Origin of the sequence: Tahibacter soli (assembly GCF_025717065.2) — a bacterium.
GTDB lineage: Bacteria > Pseudomonadota > Gammaproteobacteria > Xanthomonadales > Rhodanobacteraceae > Tahibacter > Tahibacter soli.
This window is the reverse complement of sequence record NZ_JAOVZO020000018.1, coordinates 487,150-507,723: the sequence shown is the minus strand read 5'-3', so window position 1 is coordinate 507,723 and position 20,574 is coordinate 487,150. Positions and strand designations below refer to the sequence as shown.

17 protein-coding genes are annotated in these 20,574 nt (G+C 66.9%); 7 read left to right on the top strand and 10 right to left on the bottom strand.

What is annotated here, in order from left to right; all coding sequences use genetic code 11:
• Positions 1-282: 282 nt before the first annotated feature.
• Complete coding sequence (locus OD750_RS15750; protein WP_263541641.1) at positions 283-645, top strand: hypothetical protein; 363 nt, start codon at positions 283-285, stop codon at positions 643-645.
• Between the two features lie 254 nt (positions 646-899).
• Here OD750_RS15750 and OD750_RS27520 read toward each other — a convergent pair whose 3' ends face one another.
• Positions 900-1,121 (bottom strand): SymE family type I addiction module toxin, encoded by a 222-nt coding sequence (locus OD750_RS27520; RefSeq protein WP_425508235.1) that lies wholly within the window; start codon positions 1,119-1,121, stop codon positions 900-902.
• A gap of 146 nt (positions 1,122-1,267) precedes the next feature.
• On the bottom strand, positions 1,268-2,236 hold the full coding sequence (locus OD750_RS15745) for a transposase (RefSeq protein WP_272842006.1): 969 nt from the start codon (positions 2,234-2,236) through the stop codon (positions 1,268-1,270).
• Between the two features lie 304 nt (positions 2,237-2,540).
• On the opposite strand from OD750_RS15745, the gene OD750_RS15740 reads away from it, so the two are divergent.
• From OD750_RS15740 to OD750_RS15725, 4 genes are all read left to right on the top strand, one after another.
• Positions 2,541-3,221, top strand: a complete 681-nt coding sequence (locus OD750_RS15740) for a hypothetical protein (protein ID WP_263541639.1) — start codon at positions 2,541-2,543, stop codon at positions 3,219-3,221.
• Between the two features lie 207 nt (positions 3,222-3,428).
• Positions 3,429-3,815 carry a hypothetical protein gene (locus tag OD750_RS15735; RefSeq protein WP_263541638.1) on the top strand — a complete coding sequence of 129 codons (387 nt, stop codon included), beginning with the start codon at positions 3,429-3,431 and terminating at the stop codon, positions 3,813-3,815.
• Positions 3,805-4,368: a hypothetical protein gene (locus OD750_RS15730; RefSeq protein ID WP_263541637.1), complete on the top strand. Its 564-nt coding sequence runs from the start codon at positions 3,805-3,807 to the stop codon at positions 4,366-4,368. The genes OD750_RS15735 and OD750_RS15730 overlap by 11 nt, the downstream gene beginning before the upstream one ends.
• A gap of 117 nt (positions 4,369-4,485) precedes the next feature.
• Positions 4,486-5,628 carry a serine hydrolase domain-containing protein gene (locus tag OD750_RS15725; protein WP_263541636.1) on the top strand — a complete coding sequence of 381 codons (1,143 nt, stop codon included), beginning with the start codon at positions 4,486-4,488 and terminating at the stop codon, positions 5,626-5,628.
• 67 nt (positions 5,629-5,695) lie between these two features.
• Here the strand turns inward: OD750_RS15725 and OD750_RS15720 are convergent, their stop codons facing one another.
• The 8 genes from OD750_RS15720 to OD750_RS15685 form a co-directional block, all read right to left on the bottom strand.
• Positions 5,696-6,238, bottom strand: coding sequence for a hypothetical protein (locus tag OD750_RS15720; RefSeq protein ID WP_263541635.1), 543 nt, complete (start codon positions 6,236-6,238; stop codon positions 5,696-5,698).
• A gap of 154 nt (positions 6,239-6,392) precedes the next feature.
• Positions 6,393-9,098: a bpX6 domain-containing protein gene (locus OD750_RS15715; protein WP_263541634.1), complete on the bottom strand. Its 2,706-nt coding sequence runs from the start codon at positions 9,096-9,098 to the stop codon at positions 6,393-6,395.
• Positions 9,091-10,884 (bottom strand): hypothetical protein, encoded by a 1,794-nt coding sequence (locus OD750_RS15710; RefSeq protein WP_263541633.1) that lies wholly within the window; start codon positions 10,882-10,884, stop codon positions 9,091-9,093. Before OD750_RS15710 ends, OD750_RS15715 begins: the two co-directional genes overlap by 8 nt.
• Complete coding sequence (locus OD750_RS15705; protein ID WP_263541632.1) at positions 10,884-11,303, bottom strand: bpX5 domain-containing protein; 420 nt, start codon at positions 11,301-11,303, stop codon at positions 10,884-10,886. The genes OD750_RS15710 and OD750_RS15705 overlap by 1 nt, the downstream gene beginning before the upstream one ends.
• Positions 11,300-12,415: an AAA family ATPase gene (locus OD750_RS15700; protein WP_263541631.1), complete on the bottom strand. Its 1,116-nt coding sequence runs from the start codon at positions 12,413-12,415 to the stop codon at positions 11,300-11,302. Before OD750_RS15700 ends, OD750_RS15705 begins: the two co-directional genes overlap by 4 nt.
• 131 nt (positions 12,416-12,546) lie before the next feature.
• Positions 12,547-13,974 (bottom strand): efflux transporter outer membrane subunit, encoded by a 1,428-nt coding sequence (locus OD750_RS15695; protein WP_263541630.1) that lies wholly within the window; start codon positions 13,972-13,974, stop codon positions 12,547-12,549.
• Between the two features lie 22 nt (positions 13,975-13,996).
• On the bottom strand, positions 13,997-17,179 hold the full coding sequence (locus tag OD750_RS15690) for an efflux RND transporter permease subunit (RefSeq protein WP_263541629.1): 3,183 nt from the start codon (positions 17,177-17,179) through the stop codon (positions 13,997-13,999).
• 18 nt (positions 17,180-17,197) lie between these two features.
• Positions 17,198-18,403, bottom strand: coding sequence for an efflux RND transporter periplasmic adaptor subunit (locus tag OD750_RS15685; RefSeq protein WP_263541628.1), 1,206 nt, complete (start codon positions 18,401-18,403; stop codon positions 17,198-17,200).
• A 327-nt stretch (positions 18,404-18,730) separates the two neighbouring features.
• Here OD750_RS15685 and OD750_RS15680 point away from each other — a divergent pair, with 327 nt between their 5' ends.
• A complete protein-coding gene (locus OD750_RS15680) occupies positions 18,731-19,354 on the top strand; it encodes a TetR/AcrR family transcriptional regulator (RefSeq protein ID WP_263541627.1) in 624 nt (207 codons plus the stop codon).
• A 226-nt stretch (positions 19,355-19,580) separates the two neighbouring features.
• Complete coding sequence (locus OD750_RS15675) at positions 19,581-20,534, top strand: AraC family transcriptional regulator (RefSeq protein WP_263541626.1); 954 nt, start codon at positions 19,581-19,583, stop codon at positions 20,532-20,534.
• Positions 20,535-20,574: the final 40 nt, after the last annotated feature.

The following is a 20,574-nucleotide window of genomic DNA, read 5'->3' as shown; positions in this document are numbered from 1 at the left end:
GATACACATTATCCGCGTCTACGGCGCGATCGCTCGCGGCGGCAGGTGGAAGAGGCAACTATCCGATTTACTTATTTAGAGTTCCTCAGGCTGTTGCGAATCAGTTGGAGAAAATGGGCCTTCTTACTCGAAGGCAAACTCTCGAGGCTGGTGTCTGGGAGATGGAGTACTTTTTCGAGAAGGGTGCTTCACTAGCTTACATAATTGAAAGGTTCTTTGTGGGGAAGGGCTAGTTAGATATTTCGTGGGAGCTTCTCTTTCTTGCGTGGCGAGGAGTTAATAATGAAGATATGCTGTGATGCGATGCGTGCCATGCAAGAAAATGTGGATGGAGAAGGTCTTTTTGTAAGGCTGGTTGACGACATTCGTCCATTCTACGTAATCGAGTTCAGGGGCATTGCTTTGAAGAATGAAGGAGAATACAGGGAGTTGTTGGCTCGTAGCGAATTCGTTGCAAAGCTACTCATTGGCGAAAGGCGGCCAATTGAGTACTGCCCTTGGTGCGGCTACGATCTTCGTAAGTACATTGCAGATGCGCAGTTGAATAGGTATGGATTGGTGCGATTTTTAAAAAAAGCTTTTGGCTATTTCGGCGACGGGAATAATGTTGTCCCGTCCAAACCGACCAGAAGCGAGGATCGTTGAGAAATTGATATTAGTATCTCAACGAATGCGGAAAATCTGAGCGTACAAGCTTCTCGTTCGCTCGCGATGATCAACCAACGGCGCCGTATTCGGCGCCGTTGGTTGTTGAAATGGCGGATTCTCGGCTTCGGCGCACGCTAGCCGTGGACAGTCTGGACTGCCCATCGTGGTCGCGGTTCTTCCGGCCGATCAAAATCCTGGACACCCAGAGCTCGCTAGAGAAAGCCCCGCCAAGCGGGGCTTTCGTTTTTAGCTCACAGCCGATTCAACACGACGCGCCCGGCCTCGACGATCACCTCGACGCGATCGTGCGGCGAGAATCCGGCCTTGGCCAGCCACAATCCGCGTAGTCGGATGTAGGGAACCTGCCGTAAGGGCGCGTAGTAGTTACCGTCCAACGGCGCGTAGCAGATCGTGCCGACGACAATCCGAAGTCCTGGACACCCAAACTTTGCAACGTAGCTACGAAATCTCAAGCCGTGCGATCGAACAAGCGATCAGCTCTGCGGACACATATCCAGACAGGCTCCCACGCGCTGCTGACGGCGAACACCGCAGTTCTGCGGGGAACGATATCGACAGATAGTCAACGAGCGAGCGCTGGACGGGCGCTCGCAAAGAACTACACGGAGGCCGGCGTTGCTTTCAGGCGCCTCGCGAACGCCAGCCCCTGCAGCCAACGCTGCTGCAGTTCGGCAGCTTTGTCGATAAACGACTCGACCCGCCCAATGACTCGCCTGTATCGCGACAGCGTGCCCTGCACTTGCCTAAGCCACGCACTTTCCGAAAGACCGAGCCGTCGAACGATACTCGGCAACGATCTGTCGATGGCCCCGGGTTTGTCGCCGCGAATCATGCGTCCGGTTTCGTCGACGAGCTTCAAGTATTCCACTTCGCTGACGCCGCACGACGGGCCGCTGCCCACGATCGGCAGCAGTGGAAGGTCACGCGCCTGCGTTCGCTTGATCGCATCGAAGCGGTGGCGAAAGGACACGTTCTGCGCCGCTTCCGGCGTATCGACCACGCGTGCTCGAAGCGGATTCAGATCGACATACGTCATTGCGCTCAGGACTGCCGAGTCGTCGAGCAGTGCCTGGCAACGGAACCGACCTTCCCAAAATCGACCTTTGCAGCCATCCTCGGCGTTGGCCGCACGAGCGATCGATTCGTTCAGCGCCCGCATGAACCAGCTGAGGCTGCCGAGTCGCGATCGATACTCGGCGATTTGCGTTTCGTTCCCGACGCCGACGTCGATTCGCTGCTGCAGCGTCTCGCTGTTGTCGTGCTTGCACGGCGATACCGCAAACCAACGACGCAGGACGGTTTCCGCGTTCCACTGCTGCGTGCTCTCGGGATCGGTTCGTACGACCAGGTGAACGTGATTGCTCATCACGGCGTATGCGTAGACCGCGACGGCGAACTGGGCGGCCAAGGCGACGATGCGTTCCTCGATCCACCGCTTGCGGTGTGAGAAGTCGCTGCCCGTCACGGGATCACGACCGCACAGCCAGGCGCGACGAACGCAGCGCGAAACGACGTGATAAGTGCCGGCCGTATGAGCGTCAACGATGTGCATGCGGGCGATCGTCATGCCCGCAGAATGACTTCGTCCGGACGTCGGCGCATCGGGCGATTGCCGCCGAATTGCGTAGGAATTTTCTGGTACTTTGAGTGTCCAGAATTGCTCCGCATGCGGAGATGCGCATATCAACGTCGGCGCTATGTCGTCCGTTTGGCGGCTTCGATGCGAGCGAGCAATCACTCGAGCAGATTAAAGAGGGCATGCTTCGAGAGATCGAGGAGTACGCGCTTCCGTATCTGTGCTTGATGCTCAAGCATAGACATGGAACAGTCGTTACGCCGGAGGAGTTGGGGAGTTCGGAACTATCTGCCAAGTGAGCAAAAATGGCCAAATCCTGGACATTGTGTGGCGGGGCGCTGACAAGATTCTCGGGGGCCGTCTATTGAGCACATTCACGGTTGTAGCATTTGACATCAAAGATATCGACCTGCGTGAACTGGAGCCTGCCGGCAGCATTGCGAGTGGCATCTCGTCAACGTATTGCGACTGCATGCTAAAAGCGTTTGGAGAAGTTCGGAGGTATACCCCGGTCACGCCTGAGCCAGATCCGGCTAGCAATGTGATTTATCTAGCCGGTCCATGGGGAAGATTGGGTTGGGCGGGTCAATCTGTATTGGCCATTGCGGCTGGATATAAGTGGGGTGTGTTTCTGTCGAACTTGAATGCCCGAATTGACGCCATCAGGAGCGCATATTGCGTGGCGAAAACTCTGAATTGTGCGAGGGCATTAGTATTCGACTCCGATGGAATGGCACTCGAACTGGCCTCCGATGGTCGGCCTATCGATGAAGTCATTGCCGCGCTGCAATCGAAGCCGTTTCTCATGCGATTCTGCATGACATCTGCCGCGGACGCCGCTGTTGTCGCCAATAAAATGGGCCAATTTGAAGACGCAGAAGAGGGGTATTTTAAAATTGATTTCCTGTTAGCCGTCCCCGTTGGTGAGTGGAGGGGGTCTGGAAGGCGGGACTCGGAAGCTGGCCATGATGAATAGCCGGGCGGCGATAGGGTGGCCGCTCGGTTTAAGGATTTTCTCTAGATGCCCCGAATTCTGACAAATGGCCTCACAAATCCTGGACGCCCAAGCTTCGCTGGTACTACGTCCAGGCTTAGGCGCATCGGGTGGTAGCTGTCAAGCCGTGTAGGAGCTTCTGGTATTTTGAGCGCCCAGAGTTGGCGCATATATATTGGACATGGTCGAATGACACTCTTTATGCTGTTGTCGGCAATTGCGGTTGCGTCGGTAGTGTTCAACTACGCAGGTATGGTCCGAATTGCCGTGGCTGGTCGCAAAGAAAAATTGGGGGTCGCGGACAAGGTCTTTTTGCTTGTGCTGCTCGCCTCGGTGCTTTGGATCTTGGGCGTTCTGTTTTTGTCGGTTCGGACTCCGGGGCCGGATTTGGCATGGAAGCTTGCTTGCCTGGGATTTATGTTGGTGGTGTGCGGGCTTCTGATTTGGCGGGGTTGCGTCGACTACTGGAGGTTGAGGTCCCGCAAATCCTGGACACCCAAACTTCGCAAATGGCACGGCCCCGAAGACGCGTCGAAGCCGGCCGACGAACGCCGCCGGAAGCGCCGTGCGCCCTGAGAGCGGCTTCCTCAATCCCATCGACGACGACGAAGTCGTCTGGCTCGCGCTGTCGCATCTGAAGTTGCCGCCCGACGCCTTCGCCGCCGCGCTCGCCGAACCGCTGCTCGACGAGAGCTCGCCGTTCTGCGGACTCGTCCGCTGCAACCCGCTGCTGCAACTGCGCTCGCTGCTCGTCGACCGCGAGATGACGGAAGACTTCGCGACCCAATACGGCTCGACATCCTGCCTCGCTTTGCGCGAACGGCTGGCGAACCACGTCGTCGAGATCACCGACCGAGCGCGCTTCGCCTGCGATATCTACACAAAGAAACGTTTCTACACCGATCCCGTCTGGGCGCACCTGCGCGAACTCGCCGCGTCCGCGCTCGCGGAAGCCGGCCTCCCTGACTGGCACCCGGTGCCCGACCGCTGGAGTTATCGCCGCTACGCGAACTGGGACGAGCCGGAAGACGCTATCTACGCCGCACTCCTGCGCGGAGAACGCCTCGCGGATCTGCCGCAGTGTCGCGGCGACGACCCGTCGCGATGGGAGCCCGGGCGCCGCGGGTGATTCGCCGCTGCGTGCCGTGTTGCGAATCGGCTTGACGCCGCGTGCGCATCGATCGTCTCCGCGCGACCGCTCCGCCCGCCGCCGCATCTTCGCCGGTTTACGCCGAAGGAGATCGCCGTGCCCCGCCTGCTATCCGCGCTCTTTGCCGTACTCGTTGCCGTCGCATCGCCCGCTGCCACGCCGTCGCTCGATGCCGCCGCGCTGCGCACCGCGCTCGACGCCGCTGTGGTCGGCGCTCGCGACCAAGGCTATTCCGGTACTTTGCTCGTCGCGCAGAACGGCAAGACGTTGTACCAGGCGTTCGTCGGCAAGGCCGATCGCGAACGCGGCGTCGACGTCGCCGCCGATACGCGCTTCGGTCTCGCCTCGACCGGCAAGTTGTTCACGACCGTCTCGGTGCTGCAGCTCGTCGAAGCCGACAAGCTGGACCTCGACGCGACCGTCGGCCGCTATCTGCCGGACTGGCCGCAGGCCGACGTGCGCGACAAGGTCACGCTGCGCCACCTGCTGACGCACGCCTCGGGCCTCGGCAGCTACTTCAACGCACCGGGTTATCGCGACAAGCGCGCGCAGCTGCTCAGCGTCGCCGACCACCTGCCGTTGTTCGCAAACGAGGCGCCGGCTTTCGCGCCGGGCAGCGGCTTTGCCTACAGCAACAGCGGCTTCATGCTGCTCGGCCGCATCGTCGAGGTCGTGTCGGGCGAGGACTACTACGACTACGTCGCCAAACACGTGTTCGCGCCGGCCGGCATGCGCGACACCGGCTACTACGGTCGCGACGGCAAGGCCGACAAAGTGGCCGTCGGCTATCTCGCGCCGACCGGCAGCGAGACGAACGACGGCTGGCGCGAATGGCGCGGCGGACCGGCCGGCGGCGGCTGGTCGACGCCGGCCGATCTCTTGCGTTTTCACGATGCGCTGATGCGCGGCAAGTTGATCGGCGAGGCGGCGCGCGCGCGCTGGCTCACGCCGCTCGCTACGCCCGGCGAGGGCGGCCTGCGCGGTAGCGGCCTCGGTGCGCTGGTGCTCGCCGCGGGCGACGATGTCGTCTACGGCCATCCGGGCGGATCGCCGGGCACGGCATCGGAATTCTGGGCGTCGCGCGACTCGGGGCTCGTCGTCGTGCTGATGTCGAATATGGCGCCGGCCGGTCGCGGCGACACACCGCCGCTCGCGATGACCGTCGCGCGCCAGGTGTTCGATGCGGTGGTCGCGGCCGGCGGTCCGCGGTTCGGACCGCCGCCGCGCAAGCGGCCGTAGCGGAAGGATCGACCGGCGGCGACGCGCGTAGAGAGGGGAGGAGCGCGCCGCCGCCGGTCGCGAACGGTCAACGTGCCGGGAAGGCCACGGTTTCGACGGGGCGCTCTTCGCCGCCGACGTCGAACGAGTCGGCGAAGATATCGTCGGGCAGGATGCGGTCGACCGTGAATTCGAGATAGTGGTCGCCGTAGAACGTGCCGCCGCTCACCGGCGAGCCGTCTTCGAGGATGTGCATGATCTCGGCGCCGAAACGGCCCGGCAGGATTTCGCCGTTGAAGCCGTCGAACGTCGCTTCGTAGTCGAACGAGCCGGTGCCGGACCAGCCCATGTCCACGCCGTCGAGCACGATGTACGGCGCCGGGCCGGTGGTCGGCAGCGCGAAGTCGAAGTGGAACTGCGCGGCGTCGAGCCCTTCGGGCACGCGGTAGTCCTTGAACACGAGCTTGGCGTCGAGGATCGTGCCCTGGGTGGGACCGAGATCGGAGCCGAACCAGCCCCAGAGGTACGAGAAGCCCGCCACATCGAAGAAGTTGTAGCGCACCTTGACGATATCGGCCGAGGCGGCGGTACTGGCGAGCGCGAGCAGCGCGGCGAGAAGGGGGCGAATCATGGAAGACTCCGACGGTCGGGGAGGCCGCCATTGCAGCGCGATGCGGCGGGGCGGTCTTGATCTTTTCCCGACGCGTGCCGGGAATTTCGTGACGAGACCGTGACATCGGGGCGTCAGGGGCGTGATTCGAGTGGCGGCGCGCCTGGGGGCGTCCTCAGATCACGGAAATCGCGCGGCAGAGCGAGTTGGCCAGGTCGATGTCGAGCAGGCGGCCCTGTTCGTCGACGATCAGCAGGTGTCCGTCGTGTTCGCGAACCGACGAGGTGGCGCCGGGCCAGTCGATCCGGGCGATGCATGCGCCGTTGCTCAGCCGGACGAAGAAATGCCGGCAGCTGTCTTCCAGTTTCAGCGTGATCACGAGCGCGTCGTCGAGGCAAACGTACTGGACGCCGTACCCCACTTCGGGGACGACGCCGAGTGCGACGCGATGCGCTCCCTGCCAATGGAAGATCAGTTCCAAATGGCCGTCGACCGCACGTTCATAACGCCGTTCGAGCAAGACGCCTTGCGGGTGCAGAACGGCCTGGCCTCGTACCGATACGTCGGCGCGCTGCGCCAGTCGGCGCCCCGGCAGCTGGTATCGCCAGCACTCCCAATGTTCGGGCTGTTCGCCGAACGTTGTGGTCCGCAGCAGATGCGCCTCGCTCGTTGCCGAATACGCGGAAGTCATCCATGTCCGGGGCTGATCCGGCACCTGCCACAGCACCTCGCGCGCCGGAGTCGTCGTGTCGATCACGAGGATGAAGACCCCGCTGACGAGGTTCCACGCGATGCCGTCGAACGTGCCGGAGTACGCCGAAACCCGCATCACGCCGAGATCGACAATCGTATGCCGCACGAGATCGAGCCGCGAGATCTGCATCAACTCGCTGTGCGGTGCGAGCGCCGTCGCGTTGCCGCGGGGCGCGAGCGCCAGCGCCACATTCCGACTCGTCGCAATCACCAACCGCATCGCCGGCGCCGCAAACCGCTGCAGCAGCCGCCCCGACGCATCGACCACCGCGACGCCCGCTTCGCCGAGCGCGACGAGCCAGCGGTCGTCGCGCAGGCGCGCCGCGTCGTACACCGCGTGCAGCCCGGCGGCCGGCAGCGGCAGCGCCAACGGCGTTGCGCGATCGATCAGCCGGCCGCCGCCGGAGATCGGCGGCAACTGCCAGCGCGGCAGGTCGGCCGACAGCGTCGCGCTGCCGGCGAGACTCGCCAGGCGGTCCAGCGCATCGCGGTTCAACGCGTTGGCACCGGCCGCGCGATCGCCCGCGACGGCCGGCAGCAACCAGGCGGCGAGCCGCCGCACGCCGTCGCCGCGCTGGCGATGGTCGAGGATCGCCTGGGCCACGGCCGTGCGCGCCGCCGCATTGCCCGGCTCGGCGAGCGCTTCGATGCGTTCGGCGTGATCGTCCAGCGTTTCGGGCAGCAGAATCGCGCGCCGCACGAGCGCGCGCGCCGAAAGCTCGACGCCGGCCGTTTCGGCCGCGAGCAGCCACGCGGCGGCGAGTTCGCGCAGGTCGGTCAGCGGCCAGATCGCGTCGACGGCGCCGAGCCAGTCGCCTTGTGCGACGAGCGCGCGGCCCCATTCGCGACGCAGCAGGCGCGCGTGCTCCGCATGCTGCGGTTCGAGTTGCGCGACGGCCGCGGCGAACGCATTGTCGCGCCTCGCCACCTGTACCGCGCGCGGCGCGTCGCCGGCCGCGAGCAGCAGGCGCACGATCATGGCGGCGGGCATGTCCCACCCGAGCGCGAGTTCCGCGGCCTGCATCGCGCGGTCGTGCTTGACCAGATAGTCGAGCGCTTCGGCTTTCGCGTCGAGGAGTTCGGCGAGCACGAACGCGGCTTCGTCGACGCGGCCGGCGCGGTCGAGCTTCTCGAACGCGCGTCGGTACAGTTTGCGCAAATGTTCCATCAACGCGTCGCCGATCGCGATGCTCGACCCGCCGCCCGAAGCGCGCGCGGACAGTCGCAGGTCGGCGCGCCGCGAGAGCCAGCCGAACGCGGGGCTCTGCGGGTTCGCGCCGTCGTCGCCGGCCAGCGGCAGCGCGTTGCGCAGCGCCTCGTCGAGATTGCCGTCTTCGAACTGGCGCAGCAGCCGCGCCAGATGCTGCGCCTGCCGCCGGCCGATCAGCCATGACGCGCGCGTGAGCATCGCGAGCCGCGCGGCGGCGTCGCGCCACGACGCGTGTGCGGGCGTCGGCGCGCGCGGCGCGACGCCGCCAGTGTTCGGCACCGGACGCTTCGCGAACAACCGGCGCAGCGCGCCGATCACCAGCGAGCCGCCGCCGGCCGCGCCGTCGATCGCGCCGCGCCAGCGCCGGCCTTTGCCGGCGTCACGCCGCGCGAGGGCGTCGAGCACCGCGTCGCGTTCGGCGCTGGACGGCGGAACCGCGCCGCCGAGCGCCTCGCGTGCGTGCTTGCCCGCGAGCCGGCCGGTCGCCGGCGGCGGCAGCGATTCGGCGAGGTCGTACGTGTCGTGCAGCGCGTAGTCGTCGAGGTCGAGGTGCCGGTCGAGATCGATCGCGACGCCGTCGGCGCGGCGCAGCGCGACCAGCCGCGCGCCCGTGACGATGCCGAGATCGGCGCCGGCGAGTGCGCGCCGCTCGTCGCTCGCGAGCGGACCGCTCGCCAGCACGCCGCCGACGCGGCACAGCGGCAGTCCGGGGCAATCGTCGCAGCGGCGCAGGCGCGGCTCGGCAAAAAGCAAAACGTCGCCTTCGGGAAAACGCAGCGCCTGCGCGCCGGGCATCCATTCGGCGAACAGCCGTGCGATGCGCGCGTCGGCGCCGAGCGTGTCGTGCGCGAACCACAGCGCGGCGATCGGCTGCACGCCGTGCCAGACCGGGTGGCGGATCGTCGCGGGTTCAGTCATCGCGCGGATCGTGGTAGTTCGTGCGGACCAGCACGCGGCCGTCGTGCGAGAGCACGACGATCTGTCGCGCCTCGTCGACGAATGCGACGCGCGTGCCGTCGCTGCTGACGCCCACCGTCGCGATTTCGCCGCCCGCCGCGTACAGCTCGGCGTGGCCGCTCGTGCCGGCCACGACGAGACGATGCTTTCTGCGGTCGATCGCGAGCAGGCCGAATCCGTCGACCGCGTGGTCGTGCGTGGAGCGCACGGGGCCAATGACTTTCCAGTCCGCGTCGGTGCGTATGCGCTGCAGCGAGAGATCGTCCCGGTCGGTGCGAACCGCGACGAGCGACCAGTGGCGCATTTCGTCGCCGACGACCTCCGAGCGCCATTCGATCGCGACGGCGCCGTGCCATACCGAGCGCAAGCGCGCGCCGGCGAGTTCGCAGCGCAGCGGACGGGTCGTCGCCTCGACGCGCGCAAGCCGCGCGACGTGCCGCGCATGGCCGTTGTCTCTCCAGTAGTGCAGATCGGCGCGACGCTCGTGAAACGTCACGTACGCCAGGCGTTCCTGGCCCGCGCGCACGGCGCCGACGACATGTTGCGCGATCGTGTCGAACCGGACGCCCGCGGACGACTCGCGCCAGCGCACGAGGCGGCGCGCGTCGTCGAGCATGACGTAGCTGACGACGCCGCCGCCGAACCGCTCGCACCACAGCCGGTCGGCCTGGCCCGGTACGAGGCGCAGCGCGTCGTCGCCCGGCCGCGGCACGCGGCGCACGCCGGAACCGTTCCACAGCCCGATCTCGTCGCCGAGCGCGACGATGCCGCCCCAGCGGTTCTCCGATACGGTTGCCGCGACGAGCTGTCCGACCCACGAGGCATCGACGCGCCTGGGCGCCTGTCGCTTACGCGCATTGCCGGTCACGTGCAGTACGAAGACGGCGTCCGTGCCGACCTGCTGTACGGCGATGTGATTGCCGCGCCACGAAAACAGCGGCGCCGGCTGTCGCGCGAAGCGCCAGCGGCCGGGCACCGTATCGCCGGGTTCCGCCACCGGTGCGAAACGGCCTTGCAGCAGCCGCACGGCAAGGTCGTCGCGCGGCGGCTGCAGCGTCGTACGCCGCGGCGCGCGGCGCGCGCCGACGGCGACATCGATTTCGCCGGTGTAGCGCAGACGGATCGTCGCCGCATGCGTCGCGTCGACGTCGGGCTGCGCGCCGATCGACCAGCGCTCGCCGACGCTCGCGGCAAGCGCCGCGCGCCACGCGTCGCGATGCGCATCGCTCGCGCGCTCGAACGAGCGTGCCTCGAGCAGCTGCCGCAGCGTCGCCGGCGACTGCGCGTCGACGATCGTGCCCGGCGCCTGCAGCACGCCCCAGCAAAACCGCGCGCCGGCGCGCTCGGCGCGGCGCGCGAGCAAAATCCACAAAGCGATATGAACGAGCCTGGGTGCGCCGAGCTGTTCCGGCCCCGCGTCGAACAGCGCCACGAGTTCGCGGTCGACGCGCGGCGCGCGCATTCGCGGCGCGAGAAACAGGTGCTCGCCGCCGGCCGCGCGACGCAGAAATTCGTCCGGCATCGCGTCGGCCATCGCCCATTCGCTGACGAGCAGGCGCTCGTAGTTGCCGCGCCGCTGCAGGCCGTCGACGCCGTCGGGTTCGTGCGCGTTTTGCACGAGGCGCGGGCCGGGCAGGCCGAGCAGCGGATCGAGCGCGACGAGCATCGGGCCGAGCGCCGCGGCGACCTTGTCGTCGAACCACGACAGCCAGCCGTACCACGGCGCAAGAGCGGCCGGCAACCGCATCAGCGATTCCAGAGCGCTTCGATACGCGCAAGCAGCGCGTCGGTCGCGGGCAGCAGGCGATTGAGCGGCACGATCTGCGGCGGTTCGCGCCACAACAGCAGCGGCGTCTGCGGATGGCGCACGCGCAGCGCGCGCTCGACGAGGTCGAGCGCGACGTCGGGCCGTTCGGTCGTCGGCAGCCACACGGCCGGCGCCTCGGCGCGCGGCGCGGCGTAACGTACGCCGTTCGCCCACGGCAGCGCGGCGGCCGGGCCGGTGACCACGAGCACGTCCTGGTTCGCCGTGGCCCTGAGCGCGGCGCGCTCGCGCGTGCCGAGCGCCGCGACGACGGCGAGGAGCCGGCGCGACGCGGCCCCGATGCCGACGACGGCGGTCGGCTCCGGCGGTTCGGTCTCGTTGCGCCAGCGCCAGCGGATCACGCGACCGCCGCGATATCGACGAGCCGCGCGCGCAGCGCGTCCAGCTCGGGCGGCAAGGTGGTCGCTGAAAAATTCGCGTCGATTTCGCGCAATACGGCTTCGACCGCGGCGCGTTCTGACGGCTGCGCGTCGAGGCATGCCCGCGCCGCTTCGGCCAGTCGCGCGCTGCGCGACAGCGGCTGCAGCGCGGCGTGTTCGACGGCGCTGCGCAGGCTCGGATTCGCCGCGAGCGCGAACGCGTCGCGCAGCGCGTCCTGCGCGCTCGTCTGCGCTTCGCGCGTCGGCATCGCGTAGAACAGCGGCCACAGGTCGGCGCTCGTCGCGCGCGTGCGTCCCGCGAGCACGGCCGCCGCGGCGACCAGGCGCTGCGCCTTGACGATGCGGCGATCCGACAGCGTCAGCCCCGCCGCGCGCAGGCGCCGCACGAGACCGGCGAGTTCGCCGCGCGCGTCGCTCATGTCGACGGCGGCGACGCTCGCGCACAAGAGGTCGAGATCGGCGATGTCGGCGCAGTGCGCCGGCGTCGCGCGTTCGGACTGCCAGCCGCCCGCGAGCAGCGCTTCGAGCGCGTGGTCGGGCACCGGATCGACGAACGCGTGCAGCAGAAAACGGTCGGCGAACGCCGCGAGCGATTCGTCGTCGGGCAACGCGTTCGCGGCGCCCACGCAGATGCGCAGCGGGCAGTCGAGCACCGTGTGTCCGCGGCGGAAGCGCCGTTCGTTGAGCACCGAGAGCAGCGTGTTGAGAATCGCCGTGGAGCCGAGAAACACTTCGTCGAGAAACGCGACTTCGGCTTCGGGCAGCATGCCGGTGACGTCGGTTTCGACGCTGCCCTCGCGCAGTTTGCGCAGGTCGACCGGGCCGAACAGCTCGCTCGGTTCGGTGAAGCGGCCGAGCAGGTATTCGAAGTAGCGTCCGCCGAGCGCCTGCGCGACGCGGCGCACGACCGCGCTCTTGGCGGTGCCGGGCGGACCGACGATGAGGAGGTGTTCCTGCGCGACCGCGGCGAGCACCATCAGTTCGGCGAGCGATTCGCGTCCGACGAGACCCGCGGTCGCGGTGCGGACGACGTCGCGCAGGCGCGCGGCGGCGGCTTCGATGGCGGTGTTCACGACGGGGCGTTCCGGGACGGCACGAAGCGGCAATAGTAGCCGTTCGCCGTTGCGCCGCGACGCCGCGAAGAAAAAACCGCGGACCGGGAAAACCGCCTTCCGGTCCGCGGGTTTGAGGAGCCTTTGCGGCGTTATCGCGCGGCGATCGGCGCCGCGTCGTCGTCGATGCCGCCGAGTGCCTTGTACACGGCGACCGCGCCGGTGTTGACGTCGGTTTCGGCTTGCGCGACGGCGTCTTCGGCCGACAGCAGCGTGCGCTGCGCATCGAGCAGCAGCAGGAAGTCGGCGCCGCCTTCGCGGAACTGGATTTCCGCGAGCTGCGCCGCGCGCCGCGAGGCCTGCGCCTGGTCGACGAGACTGGCGAGGCGCGCCGTCTGCTTGCCGTAGTTCACGAACGCGTTCTCGGTGTCTTCGAGGGCGACGAGCAGGCTCTGCTCGTACGCGGCGAGCGCGCCGTCGGCGTCGGCCTTCGACGTGCGCAGCCGCGCGCGCGCCGAGCCGAAGTCGAGACCCGTCCACGACACGCTCGGATTGACCGACCACGCCTTGCTCGCGGCATCACCGAGGCCCGTGCCGGTGCCGGCGAGAAAGCCGATGAAACCGGCGACGCTGATGCGCGGATACAGGTCGGCCGTCGCGACGCCGACGCGCGCCGTCGCCGCGGCGAGATTGCGCTCGGCGGCGCGCACGTCGGGACGGCGGCGCAGCAGATTGGCGACGTCGCCGATCGGCAGCGCCTTGACGTAGGCCGGCGCGGTCTTCGGCGCGAGCTCGGCGTCGAGCGCGCCGGGCTTTTGTCCGAGCAGCACCGCGAGCCGGTACGCGTAGCGCTTCTCGGCCGCCTCGAACGACGGAATCGTCGCCTCGGTCGCGGCGAGGCGCGCGCGCGAACTCGCGACATCGAGTTCGGTGCCGCCGCCTTCGTCGAAGCGGAACTGTGTCAGCCGCAGCGTTTCGCGCTGGTTGTCGCGGTTGTCGCGTGCCACGCCGAGCTGGCGCTGCGCGCCGCGCAACTGGAAGTAGTTGCGCGCGACTTCGGCCGCGACGGTCACCTGCGCGTCGCGCAGGTTCGCCTCGCGCGCGCCGAGTTCGGCACGCGCCGCTTCGGTCTGGCGGCGCACGCGGCCGAACAGGTCGAGCTCCCAGCGCGCATCGAAACCGGCGCTGCGGCTTTCCAGTTCGACGCGTTCGCCGCTGCCGGAACCCGGCTGCTGCTGGCGGCTGTGCGCGTAGTCGGCGCCGACCGTCACATGCGGCAGCTGGTCGAGCCTGGCTTCGGTGAACGCGGCGCGCGCCGCGTCGACGCGCGCCACCGCGAGCCGCACGTCGAACGCGGCGGTCAGCGCGCGATCGACGAGGCCGGCGAGCACCGGATCGTCGAACTGGCGCCACCACTGCGCCGGTGCCGGCGCGGTGTCGTAGTGCGCCGGATCGGCGTTGCGCAGCGCGACGTCGGGCGTGTCGGGCCGCACGTAGTCCGGTCCGACCGCGCAGCCGGCGAGCGTGGCGGCAAGGAGCGCCGCCGCGGTCGTCCGGGTAAAACGTTTCTTCGTAAACATGTGCATTCCTCTCGGTGCCGGCTCAGGCCGGCAGATGCGACGGTTCCGGCAGCGCCGCTTCTTCGGCGGCGGCGCGGCGACGGCGCACGAGTTGGCGGATCACGAGGTAGAACACCGGCGTCAGCAGCAAGCCGAAGAACGTCACGCCGAGCATGCCGGAGAACACCGCGACGCCCATCGCATGGCGCATTTCGGCACCGGCGCCGTGCGAGGTGAGCAGCGGCACCACGCCCATGATGAAGGCGAGCGACGTCATCAGGATCGGACGCAGACGCAGGCGGCACGCGTCGAGCACGGCCTGCCACACGCTCTCGCCGTGCGCTTCGCGATCGCGCGCGAATTCGACGATCAGGATCGCGTTCTTGCACGCAAGGCCCACGAGCACGATCAGGCCGATCTGCGTGAAGATGTTGTTGTCGCTGCCGGCGAGCTGCACGCCGAAGATCGCGGACAGAAGACACATCGGCACGATCAGGATCACGACGAGCGGCAGCGACAGGCTTTCGTACAGCGCGGCGAGCACGACGAACACGAGCAGCACGCACAACGGGAACACGTAGATCGCCGAGTTGCCCGCGAGGATCTGCTGGTACGTAAGCTCCGTCCATTCGAAGCTCATTCCGTTCGGCAGCTCCTTGTGCGCGAGCTCTTCCATCAGCGCCTGCGCCTGGCCGGTGCTGTAGCCCGGCGCCGGGCCGCCGTTGATTTCGGCGGTGACGTAGCCGTTGTAGTGCATCACGCGATCGGGGCCCGACGTCTGCTTCACGTCGACGAACGCGCCGAGCGGCACCATGTCGCCGTTCGCGTTGCGCGTCTTCAGGCGCGCGATGTCTTCGGCCTGCATGCGGAAGCCCGGCTCGGCCTGCACGTTCACCTGGTACGTGCGTCCGAAGCGGTTGAAGTCGTTGACGTAGACGGAGCCGAGGTACACCTGCATCGTCTCGAACAGGTCGGACAAGGCCACGCCCTGCGACTTCGCCTTGTCGCGATCGACTTCCGCGTCGATCTGCGGCACGTTCACCTGGAAGCTCGAAAACTGTCCGGCGAGACCCGGCGTCGCATTCGCTTTCGCGACGAGGTTCTGCGTCTGGTGGAACAGCTCTTCGAAGCCGAGGCTGCCGCGATCTTCGACCTGCAGGCGGAACCCGCCGATCGTGCCGAGGCCCTGCACCGGCGGCGGCGGGAACACCGCGATGTACGCATCCTGTATTTTTGAATATTTAGCGTTCAGCGCGCCCGCGATCGCGCCGGCCGTCAGTTCCGGCGAGTTGCGCTCTTCGAACGGCTTCAACGTCGCGAACACGATGCCGGAGTTCGGCGCGTTCGTGAACCCGTTGATCGACAGGCCCGGGAACGCGACCGCCGATTCGACGCCGGGCTGCTTGAGCGCGATGTCGCTCATGCGGCGGATCACGTCTTCGGTGCGGTCGAGCGTCGAGGCGTCGGGTAGCTGCGCGAACGAGACGAGGTACTGCTTGTCCTGTCCCGGCACGAAGCCGGTCGGCGTGTGCGCGAAGCCGAAGTACGTCAGGCCGATGAGACCGGCATAGACGAACAGCGCGATCGAGCTCTTGCGCATCACGCGCGCGACGCCGCCGACGTACGCCTTCGACGAGCGTTCGAAGAAGCGGTTGAACGGACGGAAGAACCAGCCGAACAGCGTGTCGAGGATGCGCGTCAGGCGATCCGGCGGCGCGCCGTGCGGACGCAGCAGCAGCGCGGCCATCGCCGGCGACAGCGTCAGCGAACTGAACGCCGAGATGACCGTCGAGATCGCGATCGTCAGCGCGAACTGGCGATAGAACTGGCCGGTCAGGCCGGTGATGAACGCGGTCGGCACGAACACGGCGCACAGCACGAGCGCGGTCGCGATGATCGGGCCGGTGACCTCTTTCATCGCCTGCACCGTCGCGTCGACCGGTTTCAATCCGAGTTCGATGTTGCGCTCGGCGTTTTCGACGACGACGATCGCGTCGTCGACGACGATGCCGATCGCGAGCACGAGTCCGAACAGCGACAGCGCATTGAGCGAGAAGCCGAACAGGTGCATCACGGCGAACGTGCCGATCAGCGACACCGGCACCGCGACCAGCGGGATGATCGATGCGCGCCACGTCTGCAGGAACACGATCACGACGATAACGACGAGCACGATCGCCTCGAACAGCGTCTTAACGACCGCCGCGATCGAGCCGCGCACGAACACGGTCGGATCGTAGACGATGCGGTAGTCGACGCCTTGCGGGAAGTCCTTCTTGAGCTCCGCCATCTTCGCGCGGACCTGGTCGGAGATGTTGATCGCGTTCGAACCGGGGCGCTGGAACACCGGCACCGCGACCGCCGACTTGTTGTCGAGCAGCGAGCGCAGCGCGTACGAATCGGAACCCAGTTCGATGCGCGCGACGTCGCGCAGCCGCGTGATCGCGCCGGCTTCGCCGCTCTTGATCACGATGTTGCCGAAGTCTTCTTCCGACGCGAGCCGGCCCTTCGTGTTGATCGACAGCTGGAAGTCGGCCGTGCCGCGCACCGGCGGCGCGCCGAGCTGGCCCGCCGCGACCTGCACGTTCTGCTCGCGCACCGCGGCGACGACGTCGCTCGCGGTCATGCCGCGCGAGGCGACCTTTTCCGGATCGAGCCAGACGCGCATCGAGTAGTTGCCGGCGCCGAAGATCTGCACGTCGCCGACGCCGTCGAGGCGCGCGAGTTCGTCCTTGACGCGCAGCCGCGCGAAGTTCGACAGGTACAGCATGTCGTAGCGGTCGTCGGGCGAGAGCAGGTGCACGACCATGGTCAGGTCGGGCGAGGCCTTGTTCGTCGTCACGCCGAGCCGTTGAACTTCAGGCGGCAGTTTCGGCAGCGCCTGCGACACGCGGTTCTGCACCTGCTGCTGCGCCTTGTCGAGGTCGGTGCCGAGGCCGAACGTGACGGTCAGCGTCATCACGCCGTCCATCGTCGCCTGCGACGACTGGTACAGCATGCCTTCGACGCCGTTGATCGACTGTTCGAGCGGCGAGGCGACGGTGTCGCCGATGACCGTGGGATTGGCGCCCGGGTACGACGCGCGCACGACGACCGTCGGCGGCACGACTTCCGGGTACTCGCTGATCGGCAGGTTCGGCAGCGCGATGAGGCCGGCGAGCAGGATCACTGCCGACAGCATCGCGGCGAAGATCGGCCGTTTGATGAAATATTGCGAAAAGTTCATTGCGGGTGCTCGCTGTTGTTAGCGCGCGGCCGGCGTCGTGGCGGCGACGGTGCCGCGCGGTGCCGGTTCCGCGGCGATCTGTTGCAGGCCCTGCTTGCCGGTGTCCATGGCCACCTTTGTGGCGTTGACCTTTACGCCGGCGCGCACGTGCTGCAGGCCGTTGACGACGACGACGTCCTCGGGCGTGAGGCCCTGGCTCACGACGCGCAGGCCGTCGACGTTCGGTCCGAGTTCGACGAGGCGGTAGTCGAGCGTGCCGTCGGCCTTGAGCACGAACACGTACTTCTTGCCGAGGTCGGTGCCGACCGCCTTGTTGTCGATCAGGATCGCGTCGTAGCTCTCCTTGCCGACGAGCTTGATGCGCGCGAACAGGCCCGGCGTGAAGCGGCCGTCGGCGTTGTCGAACACGGCGCGCGCGCGGATCGTGCCGCTGCGGCCGTCGACGCGGTTGTCCATGAAGTTGAGCTTGCCCTCGTGCGGGTAGCCCTGTTCGCTGATGAGACCGAGGTACACCGGGCTCACCGCCGCGCCGCCGGCGTTCTGCGCGAGTTCGCGGAACTTCAGGAACGTCGCCTCGTCGGCGTCGAAGTGCGCGTAGATCGGATTGTCGGAGACGACCGACGTCAGGAGGCTCGCGCTCGTGACGAGGTTGCCTTCGGTGATCAGCGCGCGCGACACGTGGCCGTCGATCGGCGAACGCACCTGCGTGAACTCCAGGTTCAATTTTGCGGCGGTGAGCTGCGCCGCGACCGAGCCGACTTCGCCCGATGCCTCGGCTTCGACCGACGCGCGGCGTTCGAATTCTTCGCGCGCGATCGCGTTCTGCGCGGACAGGCGTTCGGCGCGCGCGTGGTCGTTCTTGGCCAGCGACAGGCGCGAACTCGACCGCTTGAGTTCGGCCTGCAGCCGGTCGACCTCGGCCTGGAACGGGCGCGGGTCGATCTGGAACAGAAGGTCGCCCTTCTTGACGCGCGTGCCTTCGGCGAAGCGCACGCTGTCGATCACGCCGCTGACGCGCGGGCGCACGTCGACCGTGTTGACGGCCTGCAGCTGGCCGGTGAATTCCTCGAACTGATGCAAGGGCTTGGCGATGACCTGAGCGACGGTGACGTCCGGCGCGGGCGCCGCGGCGACCGGCGCGTCGGCCTTGGACGTGCCGCAGCCGGACAGAACCGTGGCGATGGCGAGGGTGAGAACAAGCGGAACCAGTTTCCCGACGTGCATGGCAAACTCCGATAAGACAGAACCGTCCGACCCCCGTAGGCCGATCGATTCAAAAGTGTGATTCCCCAAAGACTTAGGACTTGACTTGGCACTCAAACAGGCAGATGCTCGCAAGTGAGTTACCGGTAAGTAACATCCAATACGTTACTGACCGGTAAGTAACGTGTCAACTGGAATCTTTCAATGCCGGCCGCATCTGTGGTTGCAACACGGGCCGGCGTTCGCAAAGCCAGACGTCAAGGAGACGACCCGGCCGCGGTACGGATGCACCATGCGTCCGCACCGCTCGTGCAATGGTGAAAACGTAGATTTGTGTTGGAGTAAAAAATGTCAGCCGAAAAGGTTTCCGCCGCGGCGCTCGAGGCCGGCGCCGAAAAGCCCGCCAAGCCGCGTGTTCGCGATCGCATCTTCGATACCGCCTGCGAGCTGTTCTATCGGCACGGCATTCGCGCGGTCGGCGTCGACGCGATCGCGACGGAGGCCGGCACGAACAAGATGAGCTTCTATCGCAGCTTTCCGTCGAAGGACGATCTCGTCGTCGAATACCTGCGCGAGCAGGAACGCGACTACTTCGAGTGGTGGGACGGCGCGGTCGGTGCGCTCGAGGGCGATCCTCGGGCGCAGATCGAAGCGCTGTTCCAGGCGCAGGTCGACGTCGTGATGGAATCGGACTGCCGCGGCTGCGCACTCGGCAACGCGGCGGTCGAGATGCCCAACGGCGACAACGCGGTCAGTCAGGTCGTGCGCGGCTACAAGCGCGAGGTGCGCGAACGGTTGCGCAATCTCGCGCGTGCAGCGAACGCACGCGATGCCGACCAGCTCGGCGACGCTTTGTTGTTGTTGATGGAAGGCGCCTATTTCACGCGCCTGGCGTTCCCTTGCGTGAACGGCCCGATGGCGGCGCTGATGCCGGCCGTGCGGGCGCTGCTCGATGCGCACCAGGCGAGATAGACAGGGCGGCGAAGCCGGCGGGAGGGTGCTAGAAGATCGTCATCGTGGGGTCTCCTCGTGAGACGTTCGATTCCCGCCGGAGGCGAGCGCTCGGCGGGGTGTGCAAAGGCTAGCGGCGCGACCCCGCGCGTCGATAGCCGAAAACCGCGCGATCCTTGCACGATCCTGCGAAACAGCGTGCCGCGCCGTTGCGCGCGCGCGGACCGGCGCTAAGCTGCGAGCCGCCATGAACAACATTCTGCGAATGCCTTCCAGTAGTCATATCGTCGATGCCGAGCATCCCGAACTCGCCGCGCCGCGCGCGGAGTTGTGCCGGCGGATCGAGCGCCACACGCCCGGCGAGGGCCTGTTCGAAACCGTGTTGCCGGGGTTGTTCTTCGCGCGCCTGACCAAGCCGGGCGATCTCAATCGCGCGGTGCATTCGCCGGCGCTGTGCGTGATCGCGCAGGGTTCCAAGCACGTGATGCTCGCCGACGAGCTGTACGTGTACGACGCGCTGCGCTACCTCGTCGTGTCGCTCGACCTGCCGGTGTGCGGGCAGGTGGTCGAGGCGTCGCCCGAGGCGCCCTACCTGTCGTTTCGACTCGATTTCGACGCGGCCGAAATCGCCGAACTGATGCTGCGCGTCGGGCCGGTCGAAACCGGCGTGCAGCGCAGCGCGCGCGGCATGTTTCTCGGCCGCACCAACGGCAGCCTGCTCGACGCGGTGCTGCGCCTGATGCGCCTGCTCGACACGCCCGACGACATCCCGGTGCTCGCGCCGCTCGCCAAGCAGGAAATTCTCTATCGCACGCTCAAGGGCGAGCAGGGCTGGCGCCTCGGCCAGATCGCCACGGCCGACAGCCAGGCGCAGCGCATCGCGCGCGCGATCGCGTGGCTCAAGGCGCACTACGCCGAGCCGCTGCGCATCGAGGAAGTCGCGCGCGAAGTGCATATGAGCACGTCGTCGCTGCATCACCACTTCAAGGCGGTGACGGCGCTCTCGCCGCTGCAATACCAGAAGCAGCTGCGTCTGCAGGAAGCACGGCGGTTGCTCATGAGCGAGGCGGTGGACGCCGCGACGGCGGGGCATCGCGTGGGCTATGAGAGCCCGTCGCAGTTCAGTCGGGAGTACAGCCGGTTGTTCGGCGCGCCGCCGGCGCGGGATCAGCGCAGGTTTCGGGAAAGATTGTCGGCGTAGAAATTCTGGACATGGATTCTACAGAGCGCACCCTCTCCTG

Excerpts from the sequence above, each read along its gene's own strand:
- OD750_RS15750 (WP_263541641.1), top strand. The coding sequence starts at position 283 with ATGAAGATATGCTGTGATGCGATGCGTGCCATGCAAGAAAATGTGGAT.
- OD750_RS15745 (WP_272842006.1), bottom strand. The coding sequence starts at position 2,236 with ATGACGATCGCCCGCATGCACATCGTTGACGCTCATACGGCCGGCACT.
- OD750_RS15735 (WP_263541638.1), top strand. The coding sequence starts at position 3,429 with ATGACACTCTTTATGCTGTTGTCGGCAATTGCGGTTGCGTCGGTAGTG.
- OD750_RS15720 (WP_263541635.1), bottom strand. The coding sequence starts at position 6,238 with ATGATTCGCCCCCTTCTCGCCGCGCTGCTCGCGCTCGCCAGTACCGCC.
- OD750_RS15715 (WP_263541634.1), bottom strand. The coding sequence starts at position 9,098 with ATGACTGAACCCGCGACGATCCGCCACCCGGTCTGGCACGGCGTGCAG.
- OD750_RS15710 (WP_263541633.1), bottom strand. The coding sequence starts at position 10,884 with ATGCGGTTGCCGGCCGCTCTTGCGCCGTGGTACGGCTGGCTGTCGTGG.
- OD750_RS15695 (WP_263541630.1), bottom strand. The coding sequence starts at position 13,974 with ATGTTTACGAAGAAACGTTTTACCCGGACGACCGCGGCGGCGCTCCTT.
- OD750_RS15690 (WP_263541629.1), bottom strand. The coding sequence starts at position 17,179 with ATGAACTTTTCGCAATATTTCATCAAACGGCCGATCTTCGCCGCGATG.
- OD750_RS15685 (WP_263541628.1), bottom strand. The coding sequence starts at position 18,403 with ATGCACGTCGGGAAACTGGTTCCGCTTGTTCTCACCCTCGCCATCGCC.
- OD750_RS15680 (WP_263541627.1), top strand. The coding sequence starts at position 18,731 with ATGTCAGCCGAAAAGGTTTCCGCCGCGGCGCTCGAGGCCGGCGCCGAA.
- OD750_RS15675 (WP_263541626.1), top strand. The coding sequence starts at position 19,581 with ATGAACAACATTCTGCGAATGCCTTCCAGTAGTCATATCGTCGATGCC.